The following is a 22,280-nucleotide window of genomic DNA, read 5'->3' on the forward strand; positions in this document are numbered from 1 at the left end:
CCGCCGTGTCGGAGCTGGGCGACGGCTGGGAGTCCAGCGAGCCCCCAGCGGCCGGCCTCGTCCGGCCCTACGTCCTCACCGCAGGCCGCACCGACCCCGGCGTCGACCTGCCGCTGGAGGCGCGCATCGGGGCGGTCGCCGACGCGGCACCGCCCAGCTGGCCCAGTGCCGACGCCCGCGCGCGCATCGTCGCCTCGGCCCCCGCCACGCCGTCGGTCGCCGAGATCGCCGCGCAGCTCGAATTGCCCCTCGGAGTCGCGCGCGTGCTCATCGGCGATCTGGTCACACAGGGGTATCTTCGGGTGCACGCCACGCTCGGGGAATCGGCGAGCCTGGCCGAACGACGCGAGTTGATAGGGAGGACCCTCCGTGGTCTACGGGCACTCTGAGCGCTCGTCGGTACCCGTCGGCTCCTCGCGCGAGCGCTCGTCGGTACCCGTCGGCTCCTCGCGCGAGCGCTCGTCGGTACCCGTCGGCTCCTCGCGCGAGCGCTCGTCGGTCGCCTCGGCCAAGATCGTCGTCTCCGGCGGTTTCGGCGCAGGCAAGACCACCTTCGTCGGCGCGGTCTCGGAGATCATGCCGCTGCGCACCGAGGCCATCGTCACCAACGCGTCCTCGGGTCTCGACGGGCTGGACGCCACCCCCGAGAAGTCGACCACCACCGTGGCCATGGACTTCGGCCGCATCACGCTGGCCGACGATCTGGTGCTCTACCTGTTCGGCACGCCAGGGCAACGACGGTTCTGGTTCATGTGGGACGACCTGGTGCGCGGCGCCATCGGCGCCGTCATCCTGGTGGACCTGCGACGCCTGCAGGACGGCTTCGCCGCCGTCGACTTCTTCGAGGCGCGCAACCTGCCGTTCCTCATCGCCGTCAACGACTTTCCCGGTGCACCGCGCCACGGGGCGCAGGCGGTGCGGGCCGCGCTCGCGGTGCGCGACGACGTGCCGGTGATGCACGTCGACGCCCGCGATCGCCGCTCGGCGCGCGACGCGCTCATCGCACTCAGTGAGTACGCGTTGAGCCATCTCGGCACGGCGGCACGTTAGGCCGTGTCCATGAAGAGTCCGGACGACCCGGTGTGGGTCGACCGGGAGTTCGTCGGCCACGACTTCCGCGAGGACGACCTCAGCCGGCTGCGCACCGAGCGGGTGACGTTCACCGAGTGCACGTTCAGCGGCGTCGACCTCACCGAGTCCGAGCACGTCGGTTCGGCGTTCCGCAACTGCGACTTCCGGCGGGCATCGCTGCTGCACGGCGTCTTTCGCCAGTGCACGCTGCTCGGCTCGGTGTTCACCGACAGCCGGCTGCGGCCGGTGACCTTCGACGAGGTGGATCTGTCGCTGACCGTGCTCGGGGGCTGCGACCTGCAGAAGGTGGACCTCTCGGACTGCCGGCTGCGCGAGGCCAGCCTGGTCGGCACCGATCTGCGCAAGGCCGTGCTGCGCCGCGCCGACCTCACCGGCGCCCGCACCCAGGACGCCCGGTTGGACCAGGCGGATCTGCGCGGTGCGCGCGTCGACGCCACGTTCTGGACCACCGCGCGCCTGCGCGGGGCGAAGGTCGACGTGGACCAGGCCGTCGCGTACGCCGTCGCGCACGGGCTGGCCGTCGGCGGCTGACCCGAACCTGGCCGGCCCGGGCGGGGCCGTCGGGTTACCTGCCGCCGCCCTTGAGGCGAATCTTCCACCGCACGAACACGGTGTAGAAGACCGACAGAGCGGCCAGCATGCCGATGTCGAACCACCACGTCGCCGCGTCGTGCTTCCAGTGCGAGTCCTGTGGCGTCAGCGGCCCCGGCACCAGTCGCAGCACGTCGATGGTGGACGCGGTGGCGGCATAACCCCACCGCGCCGGGGTGACCCACGACATCTGGTCAAGCACCGCGCGGCCCGTCACCGGGATCATGCCGCCGGAGAACACCAGCTGACTCATGATCGCGACCACCAGCAGCGGCATGATCTGCTCGTTGGACTTCGCCAGGGCCGACAGCGCCAGACCCACCATGGCGGCGGCGATGCAGCACGCGGCGACGTCGACGTACAGTTCCAGGCTGCGCCAGGGGATGACGACGCCACGCTCGACGGCGCCTGGCCCCCAACCCTTTCCGAGGATCGCGATCGTCACCGCGATGGCCGACTGCGCCAAGGCGAACAGCGTGAAGATGCCGACCTTGGCCAGCACGTAGGCCCACGTGGACAGGCCGACGGCCTGCTCGCGGCGGAAGATGGCACGTTCGCCGATGAGCGAGCGGATGGTCAGCGCGGTACCCATGAAGATGGCACCCACGTTGAGCAGCACCAGGATCTGGCCCGGCTCGTTGGGCGCCTCACCGCCCTCCATCGCCGTCTTGGGCAGACCGAAGCCGACGTCGCCGGGCACCGTCAGCGCCAGCGTTCCCATGATGAACGGCAGCAGCGCCAGGAAGAGGAAGTAGCCGCGGTCGGACACCGTGAGGCGGATCTGCCGGCGCGCGATCGTCGAGAACTGCCGAAGCACGCTGGTGGCCGCCGGGCTACCGAGGTCGGCGGGCGCCTCGGCGGGCGGTGCGGGCGGCGGGGGACCAGAGCGCTCCAGGTACCGCTGGTGGGACGCGTCCGGATCGCCTGCCACCGAGGAGAAGATGTCGGCCCAGTTCGTGGTGCCCAGCTGCGGACCGATCTGGTTCGGCGGACCGTAGAACGCCGTCTTGCCGCCCGGCGCCAGCAGCAGCACCTGATCGCACACGTCGAGGTAGGTCAGCGAGTGCGTGACCACCAGCACCACGCGGCCCGCGTCGGCGAGCTGCCGCAACATCGTCATGACCTGACGGTCGAGTGCGGGATCGAGGCCCGAGGTGGGCTCGTCGAGGATCAGCAACGACGGGCCGGTGAGCAGTTCGAGCGCCACGGACGCGCGCTTGCGCTGGCCGCCCGAGAGCTTGTCGACGCGGGTCTCGAGGTGTTTGGTCATCTCGAGTTCCTCGAGGACCTCCAGCACCACGCGCTCGCGGTCCTCCTTCGTGGTGTCCGGCGGCAGGCGCAGCTCGGCCGCGTACATCAGGGCCTGCTTGACGGTGAGTTCGCCGTGCACCACGTCGTCCTGGGGCACCATGCCGATGCGAGAACGCAGCGAGGCGTACTCGGCGTGGATGTCGTGGCCCTCGAACGTGACGCGGCCGCTGGTCGGATGGGTGAGTCCGGCCACCTGCTTGGCGAACGTCGACTTGCCCGCGCCCGACGGGCCGATCACCGCGGTCAGCGTGCCGGGACGCGCGTCGATCGAGATGTTGTTCAGCAGCGTCTTGTTGCCCTCGATGGTCCACGTCAGCCCACGCACCTCGAGGCCGCCGGTGCGGGTCGCGGCCTGGGTCTCGCTGCGCCGCGACAGCGTGCCGCCGGCGAAGACCAGGTCGACGTTGCCGATCGTGACCACGTCGCCCTCGGTCAGCGGAGCCACGTCGACGCGGGCTCCGTTGACGAACGTGCCGTTGATGCTGCGGTTGTCGCGGATCTCGGTGCCCAGGGCCGTGGGAACCAGCGTCGCGTGGTGGCGCGACGCCAGGACGTCGGAGATCACGATGTCGTTGTCGGTGGCGCGACCGATCTTGATGCCGCCGGCCGGAACCTCGGGACTGCGACCCGGCCGCAGGATCTTGAGCATGCTCGTCGCGAGGTTGCCCTCGCCCGACGACGAGCGCGGCTGCGGGGCCGGTCCGATCATGGTGGGCGGTGCCGCGTCGACGGGCGGCGCCGCCGGGGGCGGCGGCTGATGACCCTGCGGTCCGCCGGGGTAGCCGGTGTGGGGTCCGCTCGGGTAGCCGGTGCGCGGCCCGCTCGGGTAACCCGTGTGCGGTCCGCTCGGGTAACCCGTGTGCGGACCACCGTGCGGCCCGCTCGGGAACGGCTGCCGGCCGGAGGCGGGTGCGGGTCCCGACGGGTAGCGCGGCTGCTGGCCCGACGGCGGGTAACCGGGCTGGCGCGGTGGCGGCGGAGCCGTGGGCGGCGCGGTGGTGCCCCCGGTCGCGGGCCAGCCCTGACGCGCGGCGATGGGCACGGCCTGGGTCTGTGGCGGCGATCCCACCGAACCCTGATGCCTGCCCACCTCGAACGACAGCCGCGGCCCGTCCGGGTTGCCGATGTTGACGTCGAGGCCGTCGGAGATGTCGACGACGGGCACGCGCTGGCCGTTGACGTAGACCCCGTTGAGAGAGCCGTTGTCGACGGCGAGCCAGCGGCCCTGGTCGTAACGGAGCAGTAGGTGGGCCCGCGAGGTCAGGGGATGGGCGACGCGGACGTCGGCGCGCAGATCGCGGCCGACCACGACGTCGTTGCCTGCCGCGAAGGTGCGTGACGACCCGTCGTACTTGACGGTCAGCGCGGGCGGAGTGGATCGCGTCATCGCGTATGACTCTATCCGCATCGCCTTCGACCCCTCGTCCGCGTTGATTGCGGACGGATGACGATTCGATTCTGATCCGGCGCCGTGACTGTCGCACGGCGCATCGCCGTGGTGTCGTCGACCGATGACGAAGTGTTTGCGGTGGGCGGCAAGGATGCTCGCCGTCGTGGGCATGACCGTTGCGTTGCCTTTGCCGACGGCCCATGCGGCGCCGGGCGACCTGCCCGTCGACGGGCGCGGTTTCGTCGGCTTCGCGGCCCGCTGCGAGGCGCCGGCGAAGCCGATGGTCGTGGGGCGCACCGAGCAGTCCCTGGTGGCCGTCTGCGCGGACGCGCGCGGGCGGCTCGAGTATCGCGGCGTGCGGTTGCGCGACCGAGCCGAACTGAGGCTGCCCGCGACGTCGATGACCAACGGCTGCTTCGGCGTTCGCGGGGACGGCGTCGACTACACGGTGTCGCCGCGCAAGCTGCTGCTGACCTCGGGGCTGCGGATCGTCCGCGACGAGCCGATGCGGCAATTCGTCGATCTGCGCCCGCCCGACGCCGCCCCGATCGTGAAGGCGTCCGGCGAACTACCCGGGTGAGCCGGTCACCACGCAGTGGGTGTGGCTGTAGATCGTCGCCATGCACTTGTTGCAGTGGGTGCACGCCGACCGCACCGTGCCGTCGGCCTTGATGCGGTTGATCAGGTCCGGCTCGGCGAGCAGCGCCCGACCCATGGCGACGAACTCGAAGCCCTCCGCCATCGCCAGGTCCATGGACTCGCGGTTGGTGATGCCGCCCAGCAGGATGAGCGGCATCGAGAGTTCTGCGCGGAACTTCTTGGCGTCGCGCAGCAGGAACGCCTCGCGGTAGGGGTACTCCCGGAAGAACTTCTTGCCGGTCGCCCGGATGCCCCAGCGCAGCGGCGGCGCGAAGGCCCCGGCGAACTCCTTGACGGGGGCGTCGCCGCGGAACAGGTACATCGGGTTCACCAGCGAACTGCCCGCGGTGAGTTCGAGCGCGTCGAGCCCGCCGTCCTCCTCGAGCCACTTCGCCGTCTGCAGGGCCTCGTCGACGGAGATGCCGCCGCGCACGCCATCGGACATCGACAGCTTCGCGGTGACGGCGATGCGGCCCGCGCCGTGGCGGTCCACGGCGTCGCGGACGGCGCGCACCGTACCGCGGGCCACCCGGGCGCGGTTCTCCAACGAGCCCCCGAAGTCGTCGTCGCGGCGGTTGATCAACGGGGACAGGAACGAACTCGCGAAGTAGTTGTGACCCAGGTGGATCTCCACGGCGTCGAACCCGACGTCGATGGCGTAGCGGACGGCCTGGGCGTGGGCGTCGATCACCGCGCGGATGTCGTCGGGCGTGGCGCGCCGCGCGAACCGCATGGACATCGGGTTGAAGAACCGCACCGGGGCCAGCGCCGGGGCCTTGTTGGACTTGGCGTTGGCAACCGGCCCGGCATGGCCGATCTGTGCGCTGATCGCGGCGCCCTCGGCGTGGATGGCGTCGGTGAGGCGGCGTAGGCCCGGCAACGCCTCGGGCCGCCAGTAGATCTGCGCACCGTCGGTGCGGCCTCCCGGCGTCACGGCGAGATAGGCCACCGTCGTCATGCCGACCCCGCCGGCGGCGGGCAGCCGGTGGTAGGTGATCAGATCGTCGGTGACCAGGGCATTCGGGGTGGACGCCTCGAACGTGGCGGACTTGATCACGCGGTTGCGCAGGGTCACCGGACCCAGCCGGGCCGGGCTGAAGACGTCGGTGAACACATTGGGCGAAGTGTTCATGGACCGAGCCTGCCACAATCGAACCCGTGGGAGCGATGACTTTGGACGGTAAGGCCACGCGCGACGAGATCTTCGAGGACCTGACGAAGCGCGTCGCGGCGTTGACGGCGGCGGGCCGGACGCCGGGGCTGGGCACGGTGCTGGTGGGCGACGACCCCGGATCGCATGCCTACGTCCGCGGCAAGCACGCCGACTGCGCGAAGGTGGGCATCACCTCGATCCGGCGCGACCTGCCCGGTGACATCAGCCAGGCCGCGCTCGAGGAGACCATCGACGAGCTGAACGCCAACCCCGAGTGCACCGGTTACATCGTGCAGTTGCCGCTGCCGAAGCACCTGGACGAGAACGCCGCCCTCGAACGCATCGACCCGGCTAAGGACGCCGACGGCCTGCATCCGACCAACCTGGGGCGACTGGTGCTCGGCGAGCCCGCCCCGCTGCCGTGCACCCCGCGCGGCATCGTGCACCTGCTGCGCCGCTTCGACGTCCCCATCGCCGGCGCCCACGTCGTGGTGATCGGTCGCGGCGTGACGGTGGGCAGGCCCATGGGGCTGTTGCTGACGCGGCGCTCGGAGAACGCCACGGTCACGCTGTGCCACACCGGCACCCGTGACCTGCCCGCGCTGACCCGGCAGGCCGACATCGTGATCGCCGCCGCGGGCGTACCCCACATGCTCACGGCGGACATGGTCAAGCCCGGCGCGGCGGTGGTCGACGTCGGCGTGAGCCGCGTGGACGGCAAGCTGGCCGGCGACGTGGCGCCCGACGTCTGGGAGGTCGCCGGGGCGGTCTCGCCCAATCCCGGCGGGGTGGGTCCGCTGACGCGGGCGTTCCTGCTGACCAACGTGGTCGAGGCCGACGAGGCGCGCGTGTGACGCCACGGGAGTTCGCGCGCAAGGTGTTCGCGGGACAGTGGCCCATCCTGGTGGTCGCAGTGTTCTTCGTCGCCGCGTTCGCCCTCGTGGTGGCGGGTTACTGGCGCCGCGGCGCCCTGGTGATGGCGATCGGCGTGGGTGTCGCAGCCGTCATGCGGCTGGCGCTCTCCGAGGACCGTGCGGGTCTGCTGGTCGTGCGGTCGCGGGTCGTCGACTTCGCGACCACGGCCTCGGTGAGCGCCGCGATGCTGTACATCGCGTGGACCATCGACCCGCTCGGTACCAGCTGAACCGGGCGGCTCGGCGCCCTCGAAAGTTGCCCACCGGGAAATCTTGCACGGTGTGCAAGATTGCGCGTAGGGTGGCGGCATGTCCGGACTCCGCGAGCGCAAGAAGGCCGACACCCGCCGCGCGCTGAGCGACGCCGCGCTGGAGCTGGCGTTCACGCGCGGTTTCGACGCGGTGACGCGCGAGGACATCGCCAGCCTGGCCGGCGTCTCCCTGCGCACCTTCAACAACTACTTCGCGGGCAAGTACGAGGCGCTGGCCTACCGCATGGCCGAACGGATGCGCCGCAGCGTCGCCGCGTTCCGCGCCCGACCCGCCGACGAACCGCTGTGGACGGCGATCGTCGAAGCCGTCACCGGGACGCTCGACGACGACCTCGCCGACATCACCGGGGCCGCCGTCATCCCGAACGCCGGCGAACTCGCCGAGATCCGAAAGCTGTTGATGCGGCCCGAGGTGCGTGGCGCCATCCCGCGCGAACTGCACGACGACTGGGTGGCGGCCATCGCCGAGCGCACCGGCACGGAGCCCTCGGACCAGTATCCGCGGCTGGTGGCCGCCGTGGTGCGGGCGGTCGGTGACACCGCGATGGAGGGCTACGCCACCGCCGACCCTCCGGTGGCGATCACCGAGCTGATGCGTACCGGTTTCGCGGCGGTCGCCGCGGGACTGCCCGAACCGAAGCGCACGAAGGAGTGAGGATGCATACCGACGTCGTGATCGCTGGATCCGGGCCCACCGGCCTGCTGCTGGCGACCGAACTGGCACTGGCGGGCGTGCGGCCCGTCGTACTCGACGCCCTGCCCGGGCCCAGTGCCGAGCCCAAGGCCAACGGCCTGGTGGGGCAGGTGGTACGCCAGCTCGACATGCGAGGCCTGCACCGCCGATTCTTCGATGAACCCCACCCGCCCCGGCCCGCGCCGGGGTGGACGTTCTCGGGTCTGCCGCTCGATCTCGTTGGGCTGCCCGACAATCCGATGTTCGCGCAGATGATCACCCAGCCGCGGTTGACGGAGTTGCTCGACGAGCGCGCCCGCGAACTCGGCATCGAGGTGCGCTGGGGACATGCGCTGCGCGACTACGCCGTCGGCGCCGCCGGCCACGACGGTGTCACCGTGGAGGTGACCGGCCCCGACGGCGACTACCGGCTGCACGCCGGCTGGCTCGTCGGCGCCGACGGTGGGCGCAGCACGGTGCGCAAGCTCGCGGGCATCGGCTTTCGGGGGCACACCTCGGCGACGGTGGCCCGGGTGGCGCACGTCAACCTGCCCGACGGGCTGCGCACCGCCGACGGCGCCCTCGACGTACCCGGTTTCGGTCGGATTCCCATGGGCCACAACCGCTACGACACCGGCATGGTGATCTACTTCCAGCCGCCCGGTGACGACCGGCAGATGCTCGGCACGCTGGAGTGGGGGCCGGTGTCCACGGACGCCACCGGCGAGCTGACCTACGACGAACTGCGCCGCAGCCTGCGCCGCGTCCTGGGGGTCGACGTGCCCTTCGACGCCGCCCGAGGACCCGGCCCGCACGCCATGCGCCGCATCGAGGGGCAGAACAGCAGACAGGCCGACGCGTACCGGAAGGGTCCCGTGCTGCTGGTCGGCGACGCCGCCCACGTGCACTCCGCCATGGGCGGGCCCGGGTTGAACCTCGGCCTGCAGGACGCGCTGAACCTCGGCTGGAAGCTGGCCGCCGTCGTCGACGGGTGGGCATCGGCCGAGCTGCTCGACACCTACCAGAGCGAGCGCCACCCGGTGGGGGAGCGGGTCATGCTGCACTCGCAGGCCCAGATCGCGCTCACCGCACCGGGTCCCGAGGTGGCGGCGCTGCGCACGCTGCTCGGTGAGGTGCTGGCGCTGCCGGAGGCCGCCGCGCTCGTCGCGCGCCTGCTGGCCGGCGCCGACGTCCGCTACGAGACGGGTGACCTGCATCGGCTGAGCGGATACATGGTGCCCGACGTCGCGCTCGACGACGGCCGACGGCTCACCGCGCTGCTGCACGCCGCCCGTCCCGTGCTGCTGGACCTCACCGGCACCCTGCGGGTCGCCGTGCCGGACCGGGTCGACGTCGTCGCGGCGACCATGGGTGACGCGCCTGCCGCCGCGCTGCTGATCCGTCCCGACGGGTACGTCGCATGGGCCGCCGACACCCTCGACGGCTCGGCGCTCGCGGGTCTGGAGGCAGCGCTGCGGCGGTGGTGCGGGGCTCAGTCCAGCGTGGCCCGGATGCAGACCGTCACGTAGGGCAGCGCCAACCCGGTGGTGTTCGCCAGGGCGGGATGCGTGGCGAGCAGGTCGCGCACCCGGTCGAGCGTGCGGGTGCGCACCTCGTCGGGGGACGTGATGCAGTAGCTGCGCGATGCCACCAGGTCGATGAGTGCCTGGGGGGTCAGGTAACTCGTCCACTCCACCTGGTGGCGATCGATGTCGGTGAACGGGGCGGGCAGGTCCACGGTCTGGCTGAACGGGTCCATCTCGTGGCCGATGATGCGACCCAGGTCCTTCACCCAACCCATGCGTTCGTCCCGGTTGTTCCACACCAGGCCCAGCCGGCCACCGGGGCGCAGCACGCGGGCAACCTCGCGCAGCGCGCGCTCGGCGTCGAACCAATGCCATGCCTGCGCCACCAGGACCGAGTCGACGCTGTCGTCGGGCAGCGGGATGTCCTCGGCGGTTCCCAGCAGGGCCGGGGTGTCGGGCAGCGAGGAGCTGAGCACCTCGAGCATCTCGGGGATGGGATCGACGGCCGTGACGTCCAGGCCGCGTTCGACGAGGCGCACGGTGAGCTTGCCGGTGCCCGCGCCCAGGTCGAGCACGTGCCGGGCGCCCGGCGGCAGCAGCCAGTCGATGGCCTCCGGCGGATACGACGGGCGGCCGCGTTCGTAGGCGGCCGCGGCCGCCCCGAACGACAGTGACTGCTCCTGCCGGGACGGATCGTCGACCGTCACCGGTTCGTCACCTGCGATGCCACTTCCAGTGTGCGCCTGATCAATTCACCGACGTGATCGGTCTCCACCAGAAAGCCGTCATGGCCGTACGCGGAGTCCACGACGTCGAGTTCGACGCAGGTGGGCAGCAGGTCGGCCAGTTCCTGCTGCAGGCGCAGCGGGTAGAGGCGGTCGGAGGTGATGCCGCCGACGACCACCGGGACGGTGCAGGCCTGCAGCGCCGCGGCGATGCCGCCGCGTCCGCGGCCCACGTCGTGACTGCTCAAGGCGTCGGTGAGCGCGACGTAGGTGCCCGCGTCGAAACGCCTGGCCAGCTTGCCGCCCTGATGTTCCAGGTAGCTCTGCACCGCGTAGCGGCCGCCCTCGGTGGGGCGCTCCTCGCCCTGGGCGTCGTTGCCGAAGCGTTCGTCGAGTTCGACCTCGCCGCGATAGGTGAGGTGGGCGAAGCGGCGCGCGATCTCCATCCCGGTCTCCGGAGTCCGCCCGGTGCCGTAGTAGTCGCCGCCCTGCCAATTCGGGTCGGCCTTGATGGCGGCGACCTGACTGCTCTGGGTGCCGATCTGATCGGCGGTGGCGCGAGCGCCGACGGCCAGGACCAGTGCGGCGCCGACCGTCTCGGGGTGGCCGACGATCCACTCCAGCGCGCGGGCGCCGCCCATGGACCCGCCGACGACGGCCGCGACCCGCGTGACGCCCAGCGCCGCGAGCGCGGCCAGATCGGCGGTCACCTGGTCTCGCACCGTGATGGCCGGAAAGCGGGAGCCGTACGGCTTGCCGTCCGGCGCAGGCGAACTCGGGCCGGTGGAGCCGCGGCAACCCCCCAGCACGTTGGTCGCGATGGCGCACCACCGGTCGGTGTCGATGGGCGCTCCCGGGCCCGCCACGCCGTCCCACCAGCCGGGGCTGGGATGGTCGGGGCCTGCGGGTCCCGTGACGTGTGAGTCGCCGGTCAGGGCGTGCAGCACCATCACGACGTTGTCGCGCTCGGGCGACAGCTCGCCCCAGCGCTGCACCGCGATGGCGACGTCGTCGAGCACCGCGCCGCTCTCCAGCGTCAGCGCGCCGACGTCGACGATGCCGATCTCGCCCTCGGCGGGTAGCTCGGTCGTACGGGTGGGCGGCGTGACGTTGGGCGGCGTGACGTTGGGCAAGGTGTCGAACGCCGTCACGCCGATGCCACCGTTCGGTCGTCGCCGACGGCCTTGGCGGCGGCGAAGCCCAACTCGAGGTCGGCCAGGATGTCGTCGATGCCCTCGATGCCGACGGCCAACCGCACCAAACCCGGTGTGACGCCGGAGGCCAACTGCTCCTCCGGTGACAGCTGCTGGTGCGTGGTCGAGGCGGGATGGATCACCAGCGACCGCACGTCGCCGATGTTCGCGACGTGGCTGTGCAGCTCGAGCGCGTCGACGAACGCCTTGCCCGCGGTGATGCCGCCGCGCAGCTCGAACGCCAGCACGGCGCCGGTACCCTTGGGCGCCAACGTCTTCGCACGCTCGTGCCAGGGGGAGCTGGGCAGCCCGGCGTAGTTCACCGACAGCACGTCGGGATGGCCTTCGAGGTACTCGGCGACGCGCTGGGCGTTGCTCACGTGGCGCTCGACGCGCAGGCTCAGCGTCTCGAGGCCCTGGGCGACGAGGAAGGCGTTGAACGGTGCGGCCGCCGAGCCGAGGTCGCGCAGCAGTTGCACCCGAGCCTTCAACGCGTAGGCGGGTGCGCCGAGCTCGGCGAACACGACGCCGTGGTAGCTGGGATCCGGCTCGGTGAAGCCGGGGTGGCGGCCCTGGGTCCAGTCGAACGTGCCGCCGTCGACGATGACGCCCGCGATGGCCGAACCGTGTCCCCCCAGGTACTTCGTCGCGGAGTGCACGACGATGTCGGCGCCGTGCGCGATGGGCTGGATCAGGTAGGGGGTGGCGATGGTGTTGTCGACGATCAGCGGCACGCCGTGGTCGTGCGCGACGCCGGCGACGCCCGGGATGTCGAGCACGTCGATTTGGGGGTTGGAGATGGACTCGCCGTAGAACGCCTTGGTGTTGGGGCGTACGGCCGCCCGCCACGAGTCGAGGTCGTCGGGGTCCTCGACGAAGCTGGTCTCGATGCCGAGTTTGGGCAGCGTGTAGTGGAACAGGTTGTACGTGCCGCCGTAAAGCCGTGGGCTGGAGACGATGTGGTCGCCGGCCGACGCCAGGTTGAGGATCGCGAAGGTCTCGGCGGCCTGGCCCGACGACAGGAACAGTCCCGCGACGCCGCCCTCGAGCGCGGCGATGCGTTGCTCGACCACGTCGGTGGTGGGGTTCATGATCCGCGTGTAGATGTTGCCCGGCTCGGCCAGGCCGAACAGTGCCGCCGCGTGGTCGGTGCTGTCGAACGTGTACGAGGTGGTCTGGTAGATGGGCAGTGCCCGGGCGTTCGTGGCGACGTCCGGGGTTTGCCCGGCGTGTACCTGCTTGGTCTCGAACGACCAACGCGCCGACCGGTCCTCGGGGGTGCCGTCAGCGGCGTCGGACGGAGAGGTGCTGGGTGTGGACATGATGGGTGCCTCCGGGTTCCCTGGTCTCTCGGGGCCCGTGCCGGACCCGCGCTTGCCGCGTAGTCGCCTGCCGACTACTCAACCTGGTCGTCTCCCGGGGCACCCCACCGCGGTTGGAGGGTTGCCGGCCAGCAAGCCGGGGCTTGACGCTGGCACTCATGACCACCTCGGAGCCTAGCTCACCGGCGGCGTGGCGTGCCAGCGGGTTCGCCCGCCGGACGGGCCCGGGGGGACCCGCCTCCCCGGACCGCGCTTACGCGTAGGTTCGTACTCGACTGTGCAGTTCGAAAAACCGTGACGCCGGGAGAGTGACCATGGGAGCAGAGAAGCCGACCATCATCTACACGCTGACCGACGAGGCGCCGCTGCTTGCGACGTACGCCTTCCTGCCAGTGGTCCGCACGTTCGCGGAGGCGGCCGGCATCGAGGTCGAGACCAGCGACATCTCCGTCGCCGCCCGCATCTTGGCGGAGTTCAACGACCTCCTTCCCGAGGACCAGCGGGTGCCGGACAACCTCGGGCACCTCGGTGAGCTGACGCAGCGGCCCGAGACGAACATCATCAAGCTGCCGAACATCAGCGCCTCGGTGCCGCAGCTGCTGGCCGCCATCAAGGAACTCCGGCAGAAGGGCTACGACCTGCCCGACTACCCGGGCGACCCGAAGACCGACGACGAGCGCTCGATCAAGGAGCGCTACTCCAAGGTCCTCGGCAGCGCCGTGAACCCGGTGCTGCGCGAGGGCAATTCGGACCGTCGCGCTCCCAAGGCGGTCAAGGAGTACGCCCGCAAGCACCCGCACAGCATGGGGGAGTGGTCCCAGGCGTCGCGCACGCACGTCGCGACCATGAAGCACGGTGACTTCTATCACGGTGAGAAGTCGATGACGCTGGACGAGGCGCGCACCGTCAAGATGGTGCTGGAGACCAAGAGCGGCGACACCCTGGTGCTCAAGCCCGAGGTGAAGCTCGACGCCGGCGACGTCATCGACAGCATGTTCATGAGCAAGAAGGCGCTCTGCGAGTTCTTCGAAGCCGAGATCGAGGACGCCTACAAGACCGGCGTGATGTTCTCGCTGCACGTCAAGGCCACGATGATGAAGGTCAGCCACCCCATCGTGTTCGGCCATGCGGTCAAGGTGTTCTACAAGGACGCGTTCGCCAAGCACCAGAAGCTCTTCGACGAGCTGGGCGTCAACGTCAACAACGGGCTGTCCGACCTGTACTCCAAGATCGAGTCGTTGCCCGCCTCGCAGCGCGAGGAGATCGTGCGTGACCTGCACGCGTGTCACGAGCACCGGCCCGAGCTGGCGATGGTGGACTCCGCCCGCGGCATCAGCAATTTCCACTCGCCCAGCGACGTCATCGTCGACGCCTCGATGCCCGCGATGATCCGCGCCGGCGGCAAGATGTACGGCGCCGACGGGCGACTCAAGGACACCAAGGCCGTCAACCCCGAGTCGACGTTCTCGCGGATCTATCAGGAGATCGTCAACTTCTGCAAGACGCACGGCCAGTTCGATCCGCGGACCATGGGCACGGTGCCCAACGTCGGTCTGATGGCGCAGAAGGCCGAGGAGTACGGCAGCCACGACAAGACGTTCGAGATCCCCGAGGACGGCGTCGCCAACATCGTGGACGTCGACACCGGTGAGGTGTTGCTCTCGCAGAACGTCGAGGAGGGCGACATCTGGCGCATGCCGATCGTCAAGGACGCGCCCATCCAGGACTGGGTGAAGCTCGCCGTCACCCGGACGCGGTTGTCGGGGATGCCGGTGGTCTTCTGGCTGGACCAGGAGCGCCCGCACGAGGCCGAGCTGCGCAAGAAGGTGGCCAAGTACCTGCCCGACCACGACACCGAGGGCCTCGACATCCAGGTGATGTCGCAGGAGCGGGCCATGCGCCACACCATCGAGCGGGCCATGCGCGGCCAGGACACCATCGCCGCCACCGGCAACATCCTGCGCGACTACCTCACCGACCTGTTCCCGATCCTGGAGCTGGGCACCAGCGCCAAGATGCTCTCCATCGTGCCGCTGATGGCCGGCGGCGGCCTGTACGAGACGGGTGCCGGCGGCTCGGCGCCCAAGCACGTCAGCCAGTTGCTGGAGGAGAACCACCTGCGCTGGGACTCGCTCGGTGAGTTCCTCGCGCTCGGTGCCAGCCTCGACGACCTGGGCAACAAGACGGGCAACCAGCGCGCCAAGCTGCTGGCCACCACGCTCGACACCGCGACCGGCCGGCTGCTCGACGAGAACAAGAGCCCGTCGCGCAAGGCCGGTGAGCTGGACAACCGCGGCAGCCAGTTCTACCTGGCCATGTACTGGGCGCAGGCGCTGGCCGATCAGAGCGAGGACAAGGAGCTGGCCGACCACTTCGCGGCGCTGGCCAAGACGCTCGCCGAGAACGAAGAGGCCATCGTCAGCGAGCTGAACGAGGTGCAGGGCCGCAACGCCGACATCGGCGGCTACTACTACCCGGACCCGGAGAAGACCGCCGCGGTCATGCGCCCCAGCAAGACCTTCAACGAGGCGCTGGACGCCGCCCAGGCCTAGCCGTTCGGGCTGGCCGGGCCGTTCGTGCGGCTCACGCGCTCGGGGCCGCCCGGTCCGGTTCGGTGTGCTGGTCGACGAAGTCGGCGATCAGCTCCGCGACCCGGCCGGGCGCCTCCAGCATGGGGATGTGACCCAAGCCCGGTAGCCGGGTGACCTTCGTGGTGGACGGTAGGTGCGTCAGGAAGTACCGGTTGCCGCGAGGGCTGGGGAACACGCGGTCCTTCTCGCACAGCACCAGGTGGGTCGGGGCGGCGACGTTCGCCAGCTCCAGCAGCCCGGGCAGACGCAGCGTCTTGACCAGGAGGGCGAAGTAGGCCCGGCAGTGCGTCGCGTCCTCGATCAGCTCGACGAGGTCGGGGTGGCTCGGCCCGTCGGCGGGGCCGCTCACCGGCAACGTCGCGAGGCGCCGCACACCGGGAAGGTCGAGGATGCGCGGGCCGATCAGCCGCGCCGCGAGCAGGGCGGGCCCGCCGAGCAGGAACTTGAGCACCGTCTCGTACTTGGTGGCGGCGTGCTGCGGCCAGCCCCCCGCGGGGGCGATGCCGGTCAGCGTGCGGGCGCGGCCGCGGCGTTCCAGTTCGAACGCCGCCCAGCCGCCGAGGGAGTTGCCGACGACGTGCGCCGTGCCCCAGCCCAGTGCGTCCATCCGGCGTTCGACGTCGTCGACCAGGGCCGCGGTGTCCAGGAACCAGGTGCCGGCGGGCGGGCCGCCGTGGTGGCCGAGCATCGTGGGGGCGAACACCTCGTAGCGGCCCTCGTGGGGGCCGGGCCCGGCGAGCTGCTGGGCGACCGTCCGCCACACGTTCTGCGAGCACAGGAACGGATGCAGCAGCAGGACCGGTTCGCCGGACCCGAGGTGGATGGGAGCGCGTTCGGGCATGCGGCGACCCTAAGGTGATACCGCCGGTACCGCAAGGGTGCGGGACGGGGCGCGCGTTGCCGTCCCGGTCGGGGGGGGCTCCCCAGCAGGCACTGCATCGGTGGTTCGGGCGTCTCGAGGCGGTCGACCAGCGGTCGATTAGGGTCTGACGCTGATGACGATCGTGACCACCATCAACGTCAACGGGATCCGCGCCGCCGTCAAGGAGCGCTCCGCCGAGAACCTGGGCCTGCTTCCCTGGCTGAAGACGACGCCGGCCGACGTCGTGTGCCTGCAGGAGACCCGCGCCGACGACGACCAGCTGGCCCAGGCGTTGGCCCCCGCGCTCGGCGACGGCTGGCACCTGGCGTCGGCCGATCCACATCTGAAGGGCCGCAACGGCGTCGCCGTGCTGAGCCGCGCCCCCATCACCCGCGTGCAGGTCGGGCTGAACGAGGACGAATTCGCCTCGCACGGACGCTATCTCGAGGTCGACGTCGACGATCTGACCGTGGCCAGCATCTACGTGCCGACGGGTGAGGCCGAGACCGAACGCCAGCGCGAGAAGGAACGCTTCCTGGCGGCCGTCGGCGCCCACATGCGGTATCTCGGCAGCACGGGCCGCGACGCCGTGGTGTGCGGCGACTGGAACATCGGCCACACCGAACTGGACATCAAGGCGTGGAAGGCCAACCGCAAGAAGGCCGGCTTCCTGCCGAGCGAACGGCAGTGGGTGACCGACGTGCTGGCCACCGGATGGGTCGACGTGGTGCGCGCGCTGCATCCCGAGGTGCCGGGGCCCTACAGCTGGTGGTCGTGGCGCGGCAAGGCGTTCGACAACGACGCGGGCTGGCGCATCGACTATCAGCTGGCCACGACGTCCCTGGCCGCGAGCGCCACCGCGGCGCGCGTCGAGCGTGCCGCGGCCTACGCCCTGCGCTGGTCCGATCACGCGCCCGTCACCGTCGAATACGGTTTGCCCGCCGTGACATGATCGACGCATCATGAGCGAGCCCACCACGACCCGTCCCGTCGTCTTCTCCGGCGCGCAGCCCACCTCGGATTCCCTGCACCTGGGCAACGCGCTGGGCGCCGTCAAGCAGTGGGTGGCGCTGCAGCACGACTACGAGGCCTTCTTCTGCGTCGTCGACCTGCACGCCATCACGGTGGCGCAGGATCCGGAAACGCTGCGCCGCCGCACCCTGGTGACCGCCGCGCAGTACCTCGCCCTGGGCGTGGACCCGTCGAAGGCCACCGTGCTGGTGCAGAGTCACGTTCCCGCTCATGCCGAATTGGCTTGGGTGCTGGGGTGTTTCACCGGCTTCGGACAGGCGTCGCGGATGACGCAGTTCAAGGACAAGTCGCAGAAGCAGGGTGCCGACGCGACCACCGTGGGGCTGTTCACCTATCCCGTGCTGATGGCGGCCGACGTCCTGCTCTACGACACCAACCTGGTGCCGGTGGGGGAGGACCAGCGCCAGCACCTGGAGCTGGCCCGCGACGTGGCCCAGCGCATCAACGCCCGCTTCCCCGGCACGTTCGTGGTGCCCGAGGCGATGATCCCCAAGGCCTCGGCCAAGATCTACGACCTGCAGGATCCGACGGCGAAGATGAGCAAGTCGGCCGACACCGACGCCGGGCTGATCAGCCTGCTCGACGACCCCAAGAAGACCGCCAAGAAGATCCGGTCTGCCGTGACCGACAGCGAGCGGGAGATCCGGTTCGACCGCGAGGCGAAGCCCGGCGTGTCCAACCTGCTGACCATCCAGGCCGCCGTCACGGGCGCCGACGTCGAGGCGCTCGTCGCCGGGTACGAGGGCCGTGGCTACGGGGACCTGAAGTCCGACACCGCCGACGCCGTCGTCGAGTTCGTGACGCCCATCAAGGCTCGGGTCGACGAGCTGCTGGCCGACCCGGCCGAGCTGGAGGCGGTGCTGGCGGCGGGGGCCGACCGCGCCAACGAGCTGACTGCCGCGACGCTGAACCGGGTATACGACCGCATGGGATTCCTGCCGCGCCCCGGCCGGCGGTAGCCGAGCGCGACGCCACGATCGACGAGGGGGCCCGCATGACCGAACCGGACGCACCGGGCCTGCTCGAGCGGCTCCGGGCTCGCTACGGCTGGCTGGACCGCACTCTGCGCGCGCAGCAGCGCTACACCGAGTGCAAGGGCGACTTCTTTGCGGCCGGCATCACCTACTTCACGGTGTTCGCGCTGTTCCCGCTGATCATGGTGACGTTCGCCGCCGCCGGGTTCGTGCTGGCCAACGATGCGGCGATGCTGGCGCAGGTCGAGGACCGCATCAGGGCAGCGGTGAGCGGCGACGTCAGCGACCAGCTGATCAAGCTGATGGATTCCGCGATCGAGTCGCGGACGTCCGTCGGCATCATCGGCCTGGCCACGGCCGCGTGGGCCGGGCTGGGCTGGATGGCAAACCTGCGCGAGGCGCTGTCGGAGATGTGGCTGCAGCGCCGCCAGCCGGTGAGCTTCGTGCGCACCAAGCTCTCGGACCTGCTGGCGCTGGTGTCCACGTTCGTCGCGCTGCTCGTCACGATCGCGCTGACCGCGGTCGGGAGTTCCGGAGTGCTGCGCAAGATACTGGAACTCCTGCGGCTGCAGAACGTTCCGGGTGCCGGGGTGGCGCTGTTCCTGGCCTCGCTGGTGCTGTCGCTGGTGGTGTCGTGGCTGCTGTTCACCTGGATCATCGCCCGGTTGCCGCGCGAGTCGGTGAGCTTCCGCAGCTCGGTGCGGGCCGGGTTGCTCGCCGCCATCGGGTTCGAGATCTTCAAGCAGGTCGCGTCGATCTATCTGCAGTCGGTGGTCACCGGCCCGGCGGGGGCGACGTTCGGGCCGGTGCTGGGTCTCATGGTGTTCGCCTACGTGACGTCGCGGTTGATCCTGTTCGCGACGGCGTTCGCGGCCACCTCCGCCGAGAATCTCGCCGCCGCCCCGGTCGATCCGCCGGACCCGGCCGAGATCACCACGCGGCTGCAGGTGCGGGAGGGGCTCGGCCCCGGCAGTGCCGTCGCGGCGGTGGCCGTGGGTGCGCTTGGCGCCCTTGGGCTCTCGCAGCTGACCCGGCGGCGTTAACGCATCGAGCGGCGGTTCATCGATCGCGCACCCATGATGAGGCCGAACACGATCAGCGAGCCGATGACGCCCACCCCGACGCGGACCGGGGTGGCGTCCTCGGGCGGTAGCACCGACGTGAGGTCGCGGGCGGCGTCCAACGTCGAGACGGCGGTCGGATCCTTGGGCAGCAGCGACGGGTCGGGGTCGATGAGCGACCCGATCTTGGTCCCCGGCGGCGTCGCGAACCCGTAGTCGAGCAACCGCGCGGCCTGCTCCCACGGTGCGATGGGCTGTCGGGTGCCGCGCAGCAGCACGGCCACCAGCCTGCGGCCGTCGCGGTTGGCGGCGCCGACGAAGGTCTGCCCGGCGTCGTCGGTGTAGCCGGTCTTGCCGCCCATGGCCCCGGGATAGTTGGCCAGCAGCTTGTTGTCGTTCTCGAGTTCGTACTCGGGCAGCTGGTAGGTCTGGGTGGCGACGATGTCGCTGAACACCTTGTTCTGCCACGCGTAGCGGTAGAACAGGCCGATGTCGTAGGCCGACGTGCTCATGCCGGGTCCGTCCAGGCCGGACGGCGTCGCGGCGCGCGTGTCCCGTCCGCCGAGCTTGCCCGCCAGCTCGTTGATCTTGCGCAGTGCGGTGTCCATGCCGCCCAACTGACCGCTGAGGGCATGCGCGGCGTCGTTGCCCGAGTGCATGAGCAGGCCGTGGAGCAGGTCGTTGACGGTGTAGACGCTGCCGTCCTTGACGCCGATCTTGGTGCCTTCGGCGGCGGCGTCGTCCGGGGTGCCGACGACCTGCTTGTTGAGTGGGAGATCTCGGAGCGACTGCATGGCGACGAGCACCTTGATGATGCTGGCGGGCCGATGCCTGCCGTGCGGATCGCGGGCGGCGATGATGTCGCCGCTGTCGAGGTCGGCCACCAGCCAGGCCTCGGCGGAGACGTCCTGGGGGACGGGCGGCGCGCCGGGCGCGGTGATGACGCCGCAGCCCGACAGCGCGTCACCGCCCAGCGGGGAGGCGGGCACCGGCAGGGGCTCGGGTGCCGGGCCTGCCGTGGGGACCTCGGAGTCGTCGACGGCGGGCGGCGTGGCCACCTTGTACGGGCACGGGTCGTCGGCGCGTGCGACGGGTGCGCCGACGATGGCCGGTGCGACCGCGAACACGGCGGCGACGGCCACCGCGGCGAGGCGGCGGGGGATGACCATTCTCCGCAGGTTAGGAGACGGCTGCGCTCGCGTGTGGTTGCCACGCTGTGACCGGTGTGATCAATGTGTCTGGTGAGGTTGCCGGGCGCTCGGGGCCAGGTCTAGAGGGCGCAGTACGCGAGTGCCGGGAATTGGATCGTCGACATCCACAGTCGACCGTCGGTCTCGACCACGCCGGTGACGCCCCCGAAGTGGGGGTGGGTCGTGTGCACGCCGTCGACGACGTCGCCGCTGCCGGGATCGAAGGCCTCCACCCACACCTCGGGGTCGATCTTGGGCTGCACCCGCGACGGCAACCGCCACAGGAGGCGGCGGATCCACGGCGCCCTCGGCATCAGCGCCTCGGCGCTGCGGTTGGCCGGGGTGACCAGCGCCGTCCAGATGCGGCCGTCGGATCCCGTCGAGATGTTGTCCGGCATCCCGGGCAGGTGCTCGACGAGCGGGGTCACGGTGCCCTCGCGGTCGCCGCCGAGCCAGTACGTGGACAACCTGCGGGCCAGCGTCTCGGCGAACACCAGCGCGGACCCGTCCGCGGTGACCGTCACGCCGTTGGCGAAGTACAGCCCGTCGACCAGGGTCGTCACGGTGCCGTCTGGCGCCAGTCGATGAAGCGCGCCCGTCCCGCGGCCCTCGAGGATGGCGCCGAGGAAGTGCTCGAAGTGGAAGTCGCTGGTCGACTCGGTGAAGTAGATCGTGCCGTCCGCCGTCTCGGTCACGTTGGAGCAGAACCGCAGCGGACGGCTGCGCGGCGGCGAGCCCGCGGAGCGCCCGGTGCCCGCGTCGATGGCGGTGACCAGGACGTCGAGCCGACCGGTTGCCGGGTCGAGCGCGAGCAGTCCGCGGTGGCTGTCGCAGATCAGCACGCGGCCGTCGCGCGCGACGTGCATGCCGAGCGGGCGGCCACCCGTGTGGGCGACGACGACGGGGTCGGAACCGTCGGGTGCGCAACGCACGATGCGCCCGTCCACGAGACCCGTCCACAACCGGCCGTCGGCGTCGGTGACCACGTCCTCGGGCCCGTCGCCGCCGATCGGCACCACGGTGAGCGGCCGAGGCGGGTGGGCCGGCAGCTCGGCGATCGGTGGGGGCTGCCACCGCACGGGGTGGATGGGCGGTTTGCGTCGGGAGGTGCCCACGGGTCAGGACGCGTCGGGGTTATCGGGGGCCCGGCCGACCATCATCGGGTGCCCCAATTGTATTGCTGCTTGACGAGTTTCAAGTAGACCAGGGTCTCGGTGGAGATCACGCCGGGGACGGCGCGGATCTTGGTGTTGAGCAGGTCGAGGAGGTCGCCGTCGTCTTCGCAGACGACCTCGACGATGGCGTCGAACGAGCCCGCGGTGAGCACGACGTAGTCGACGGATTCGATCGCGGCGAGTTGTTCGGCGACCTTGGTGGTGTCGCCGGTGCAGCGGATGCCGATCATGGCTTGGCGGGCGAAGCCGAGTTGCATGGGGTCGGTGACGGCGACGATCTGCATGACCCCCGCGTCGACCATGCGCTGGACGCGTTGGCGGACGGCGGCCTCGGACAGGCCGACGGCCTTGCCGATGCCGGCGTAGGACCGCCTGCCGTCCTGCTGCAGTTTCTCGACGATCGCCTTCGACAGCTCGTCGAGCTGGTAGGCCGCGCCGGGGCGGGAGTGGTTGATGCGCAGCGAGACGGCCTGCGCCCCGGGCTGGGCGTCAGGGGAGGGCATGGGAGAGATTGTGCACGGAATCCGTCATCGCGGGCAACCAATCCGACGAAATCAAGCGTGCACGATGTGCTGTGCGCCCGAATGCGTTGCA

At 70.6% G+C, this 22,280-nt stretch carries 21 protein-coding genes and 1 riboswitch; of the genes, 12 read left to right on the plus strand and 9 right to left on the minus strand.

Annotated elements, in window-relative coordinates; translation table 11 throughout:
• The first annotated feature begins 5 nt into the window (after positions 1-5).
• From AC30CM_RS09235 to AC30CM_RS09245, 3 genes are all read left to right on the plus strand, one after another.
• A complete protein-coding gene (locus tag AC30CM_RS09235) occupies positions 6-389 on the plus strand; it encodes a DUF742 domain-containing protein (protein ID WP_490116552.1) in 384 nt (127 codons plus the stop codon).
• Positions 390-513: 124 nt separating this feature from the next.
• Positions 514-1,050: a GTP-binding protein gene (locus tag AC30CM_RS09240; RefSeq protein ID WP_490116603.1), complete on the plus strand. Its 537-nt coding sequence runs from the start codon at positions 514-516 to the stop codon at positions 1,048-1,050.
• A 9-nt stretch (positions 1,051-1,059) separates the two neighbouring features.
• Entirely contained in the window at positions 1,060-1,623 is a 564-nt protein-coding gene (locus AC30CM_RS09245) for a pentapeptide repeat-containing protein (RefSeq protein WP_490116553.1), read from the plus strand.
• Positions 1,624-1,657: 34 nt separating this feature from the next.
• Here AC30CM_RS09245 and AC30CM_RS09250 read toward each other — a convergent pair whose 3' ends face one another.
• The gene (locus AC30CM_RS09250) at positions 1,658-4,381 is read right to left on the minus strand and encodes an ATP-binding cassette domain-containing protein (RefSeq protein ID WP_490116554.1); all 2,724 of its coding nucleotides are present in this window, start codon (positions 4,379-4,381) and stop codon (positions 1,658-1,660) included.
• Positions 4,382-4,505: 124 nt separating this feature from the next.
• On the opposite strand from AC30CM_RS09250, the gene AC30CM_RS09255 reads away from it, so the two are divergent.
• The gene (locus tag AC30CM_RS09255) at positions 4,506-4,964 is read left to right on the plus strand and encodes a hypothetical protein (RefSeq protein ID WP_490116555.1); all 459 of its coding nucleotides are present in this window, start codon (positions 4,506-4,508) and stop codon (positions 4,962-4,964) included.
• Here the strand turns inward: AC30CM_RS09255 and AC30CM_RS09260 are convergent.
• A complete protein-coding gene (locus AC30CM_RS09260) occupies positions 4,953-6,155 on the minus strand; it encodes an NADH:flavin oxidoreductase (protein ID WP_490116556.1) in 1,203 nt (400 codons plus the stop codon). The genes AC30CM_RS09255 and AC30CM_RS09260 overlap by 12 nt on opposite strands.
• 26 nt (positions 6,156-6,181) lie before the next feature.
• Here AC30CM_RS09260 and AC30CM_RS09265 point away from each other — a divergent pair, with 26 nt between their 5' ends.
• The 4 genes from AC30CM_RS09265 to AC30CM_RS09280 all read left to right on the plus strand — a co-directional run bounded on the left by AC30CM_RS09265 (position 6,182) and on the right by AC30CM_RS09280 (position 9,564).
• Positions 6,182-7,030 carry a bifunctional methylenetetrahydrofolate dehydrogenase/methenyltetrahydrofolate cyclohydrolase gene (locus AC30CM_RS09265; RefSeq protein WP_490116557.1) on the plus strand — a complete coding sequence of 283 codons (849 nt, stop codon included), beginning with the start codon at positions 6,182-6,184 and terminating at the stop codon, positions 7,028-7,030.
• Positions 7,027-7,320 carry a DUF3017 domain-containing protein gene (locus AC30CM_RS09270; protein WP_490116558.1) on the plus strand — a complete coding sequence of 98 codons (294 nt, stop codon included), beginning with the start codon at positions 7,027-7,029 and terminating at the stop codon, positions 7,318-7,320. The genes AC30CM_RS09265 and AC30CM_RS09270 overlap by 4 nt, the downstream gene beginning before the upstream one ends.
• Positions 7,321-7,399: 79 nt before the next feature.
• Entirely contained in the window at positions 7,400-8,017 is a 618-nt protein-coding gene (locus AC30CM_RS09275; RefSeq protein ID WP_490116559.1) for a TetR family transcriptional regulator, read from the plus strand.
• Between the two features lie 2 nt (positions 8,018-8,019).
• Positions 8,020-9,564 (plus strand): FAD-dependent monooxygenase, encoded by a 1,545-nt coding sequence (locus AC30CM_RS09280; RefSeq protein ID WP_490116560.1) that lies wholly within the window; start codon positions 8,020-8,022, stop codon positions 9,562-9,564.
• Here the strand turns inward: AC30CM_RS09280 and AC30CM_RS09285 are convergent.
• Genes AC30CM_RS09285 through AC30CM_RS09295 form a run of 3 tightly spaced genes read right to left on the minus strand, consistent with a single transcriptional unit; the run spans position 9,528 to position 12,801 of the window.
• Positions 9,528-10,268 (minus strand): class I SAM-dependent methyltransferase, encoded by a 741-nt coding sequence (locus tag AC30CM_RS09285; protein WP_490116561.1) that lies wholly within the window; start codon positions 10,266-10,268, stop codon positions 9,528-9,530. The genes AC30CM_RS09280 and AC30CM_RS09285 overlap by 37 nt on opposite strands.
• On the minus strand, positions 10,265-11,419 hold the full coding sequence (gene metX / locus AC30CM_RS09290; RefSeq protein ID WP_490116604.1) for a homoserine O-acetyltransferase MetX: 1,155 nt from the start codon (positions 11,417-11,419) through the stop codon (positions 10,265-10,267). Before metX ends, AC30CM_RS09285 begins: the two co-directional genes overlap by 4 nt.
• Positions 11,420-11,433: 14 nt before the next feature.
• Positions 11,434-12,801 (minus strand): bifunctional o-acetylhomoserine/o-acetylserine sulfhydrylase, encoded by a 1,368-nt coding sequence (locus AC30CM_RS09295; RefSeq protein WP_490116562.1) that lies wholly within the window; start codon positions 12,799-12,801, stop codon positions 11,434-11,436.
• Between the two features lie 43 nt (positions 12,802-12,844).
• Positions 12,845-12,965, minus strand: a riboswitch (SAM riboswitch).
• Positions 12,966-13,115: 150 nt separating this feature from the next.
• On the opposite strand from AC30CM_RS09295, the gene AC30CM_RS09300 reads away from it, so the two are divergent.
• Complete coding sequence (locus AC30CM_RS09300) at positions 13,116-15,353, plus strand: NADP-dependent isocitrate dehydrogenase (RefSeq protein WP_490116563.1); 2,238 nt, start codon at positions 13,116-13,118, stop codon at positions 15,351-15,353.
• A gap of 31 nt (positions 15,354-15,384) precedes the next feature.
• Here AC30CM_RS09300 and AC30CM_RS09305 read toward each other — a convergent pair whose 3' ends face one another.
• Entirely contained in the window at positions 15,385-16,233 is an 849-nt protein-coding gene (locus tag AC30CM_RS09305; protein ID WP_490116564.1) for an alpha/beta fold hydrolase, read from the minus strand.
• 154 nt (positions 16,234-16,387) lie between these two features.
• Between AC30CM_RS09305 and AC30CM_RS09310 the strand changes: the two genes are divergently transcribed.
• The 3 genes from AC30CM_RS09310 to yhjD are packed head-to-tail and all read left to right on the plus strand — an operon-like array spanning position 16,388 to position 19,303.
• Positions 16,388-17,206: an exodeoxyribonuclease III gene (locus AC30CM_RS09310; RefSeq protein WP_490116565.1), complete on the plus strand. Its 819-nt coding sequence runs from the start codon at positions 16,388-16,390 to the stop codon at positions 17,204-17,206.
• 10 nt (positions 17,207-17,216) lie between these two features.
• Entirely contained in the window at positions 17,217-18,245 is a 1,029-nt protein-coding gene (gene trpS / locus AC30CM_RS09315) for a tryptophan--tRNA ligase (protein ID WP_490116566.1), read from the plus strand.
• Positions 18,246-18,280: 35 nt separating this feature from the next.
• Positions 18,281-19,303, plus strand: coding sequence for an inner membrane protein YhjD (yhjD, locus tag AC30CM_RS09320; RefSeq protein ID WP_490116567.1), 1,023 nt, complete (start codon positions 18,281-18,283; stop codon positions 19,301-19,303).
• Here the strand turns inward: yhjD and AC30CM_RS09325 are convergent.
• The 3 genes from AC30CM_RS09325 to AC30CM_RS09335 all read right to left on the minus strand — a co-directional run bounded on the left by AC30CM_RS09325 (position 19,300) and on the right by AC30CM_RS09335 (position 22,189).
• The gene (locus AC30CM_RS09325; protein ID WP_490116568.1) at positions 19,300-20,490 is read right to left on the minus strand and encodes a D-alanyl-D-alanine carboxypeptidase family protein; all 1,191 of its coding nucleotides are present in this window, start codon (positions 20,488-20,490) and stop codon (positions 19,300-19,302) included. The two genes, yhjD and AC30CM_RS09325, sit on opposite strands and share 4 nt — an antisense overlap.
• 101 nt (positions 20,491-20,591) lie before the next feature.
• Complete coding sequence (locus AC30CM_RS09330) at positions 20,592-21,626, minus strand: SMP-30/gluconolactonase/LRE family protein (protein ID WP_490116569.1); 1,035 nt, start codon at positions 21,624-21,626, stop codon at positions 20,592-20,594.
• A 41-nt stretch (positions 21,627-21,667) separates the two neighbouring features.
• On the minus strand, positions 21,668-22,189 hold the full coding sequence (locus AC30CM_RS09335) for an Lrp/AsnC family transcriptional regulator (RefSeq protein WP_490116570.1): 522 nt from the start codon (positions 22,187-22,189) through the stop codon (positions 21,668-21,670).
• Between the last annotated feature and the right edge of the window lie 91 nt (positions 22,190-22,280).

Source organism: Mycobacterium sp. DHQP2018-32-09 (assembly GCF_058148405.1).

Bases quoted from the DNA above. Each gene is read 5' to 3' on its own strand.
- AC30CM_RS09245 (WP_490116553.1), top strand. From the start codon at position 1,060: ATGAAGAGTCCGGACGACCCGGTGTGGGTCGACCGGGAGTTCGTCGGC.
- yhjD (WP_490116567.1), top strand. From the start codon at position 18,281: ATGACCGAACCGGACGCACCGGGCCTGCTCGAGCGGCTCCGGGCTCGC.
- AC30CM_RS09250 (WP_490116554.1), bottom strand. From the start codon at position 4,381: ATGACGCGATCCACTCCGCCCGCGCTGACCGTCAAGTACGACGGGTCG.
- AC30CM_RS09295 (WP_490116562.1), bottom strand. From the start codon at position 12,801: ATGTCCACACCCAGCACCTCTCCGTCCGACGCCGCTGACGGCACCCCC.
- AC30CM_RS09325 (WP_490116568.1), bottom strand. From the start codon at position 20,490: ATGGTCATCCCCCGCCGCCTCGCCGCGGTGGCCGTCGCCGCCGTGTTC.
- AC30CM_RS09310 (WP_490116565.1), top strand. From the start codon at position 16,388: ATGACGATCGTGACCACCATCAACGTCAACGGGATCCGCGCCGCCGTC.
- AC30CM_RS09335 (WP_490116570.1), bottom strand. From the start codon at position 22,189: ATGCCCTCCCCTGACGCCCAGCCCGGGGCGCAGGCCGTCTCGCTGCGC.
- AC30CM_RS09275 (WP_490116559.1), top strand. From the start codon at position 7,400: ATGTCCGGACTCCGCGAGCGCAAGAAGGCCGACACCCGCCGCGCGCTG.
- AC30CM_RS09255 (WP_490116555.1), top strand. From the start codon at position 4,506: ATGACGAAGTGTTTGCGGTGGGCGGCAAGGATGCTCGCCGTCGTGGGC.
- AC30CM_RS09260 (WP_490116556.1), bottom strand. From the start codon at position 6,155: ATGAACACTTCGCCCAATGTGTTCACCGACGTCTTCAGCCCGGCCCGG.
- AC30CM_RS09305 (WP_490116564.1), bottom strand. From the start codon at position 16,233: ATGCCCGAACGCGCTCCCATCCACCTCGGGTCCGGCGAACCGGTCCTG.
- AC30CM_RS09300 (WP_490116563.1), top strand. From the start codon at position 13,116: ATGGGAGCAGAGAAGCCGACCATCATCTACACGCTGACCGACGAGGCG.
- trpS (WP_490116566.1), top strand. From the start codon at position 17,217: ATGAGCGAGCCCACCACGACCCGTCCCGTCGTCTTCTCCGGCGCGCAG.
- AC30CM_RS09280 (WP_490116560.1), top strand. From the start codon at position 8,020: ATGCATACCGACGTCGTGATCGCTGGATCCGGGCCCACCGGCCTGCTG.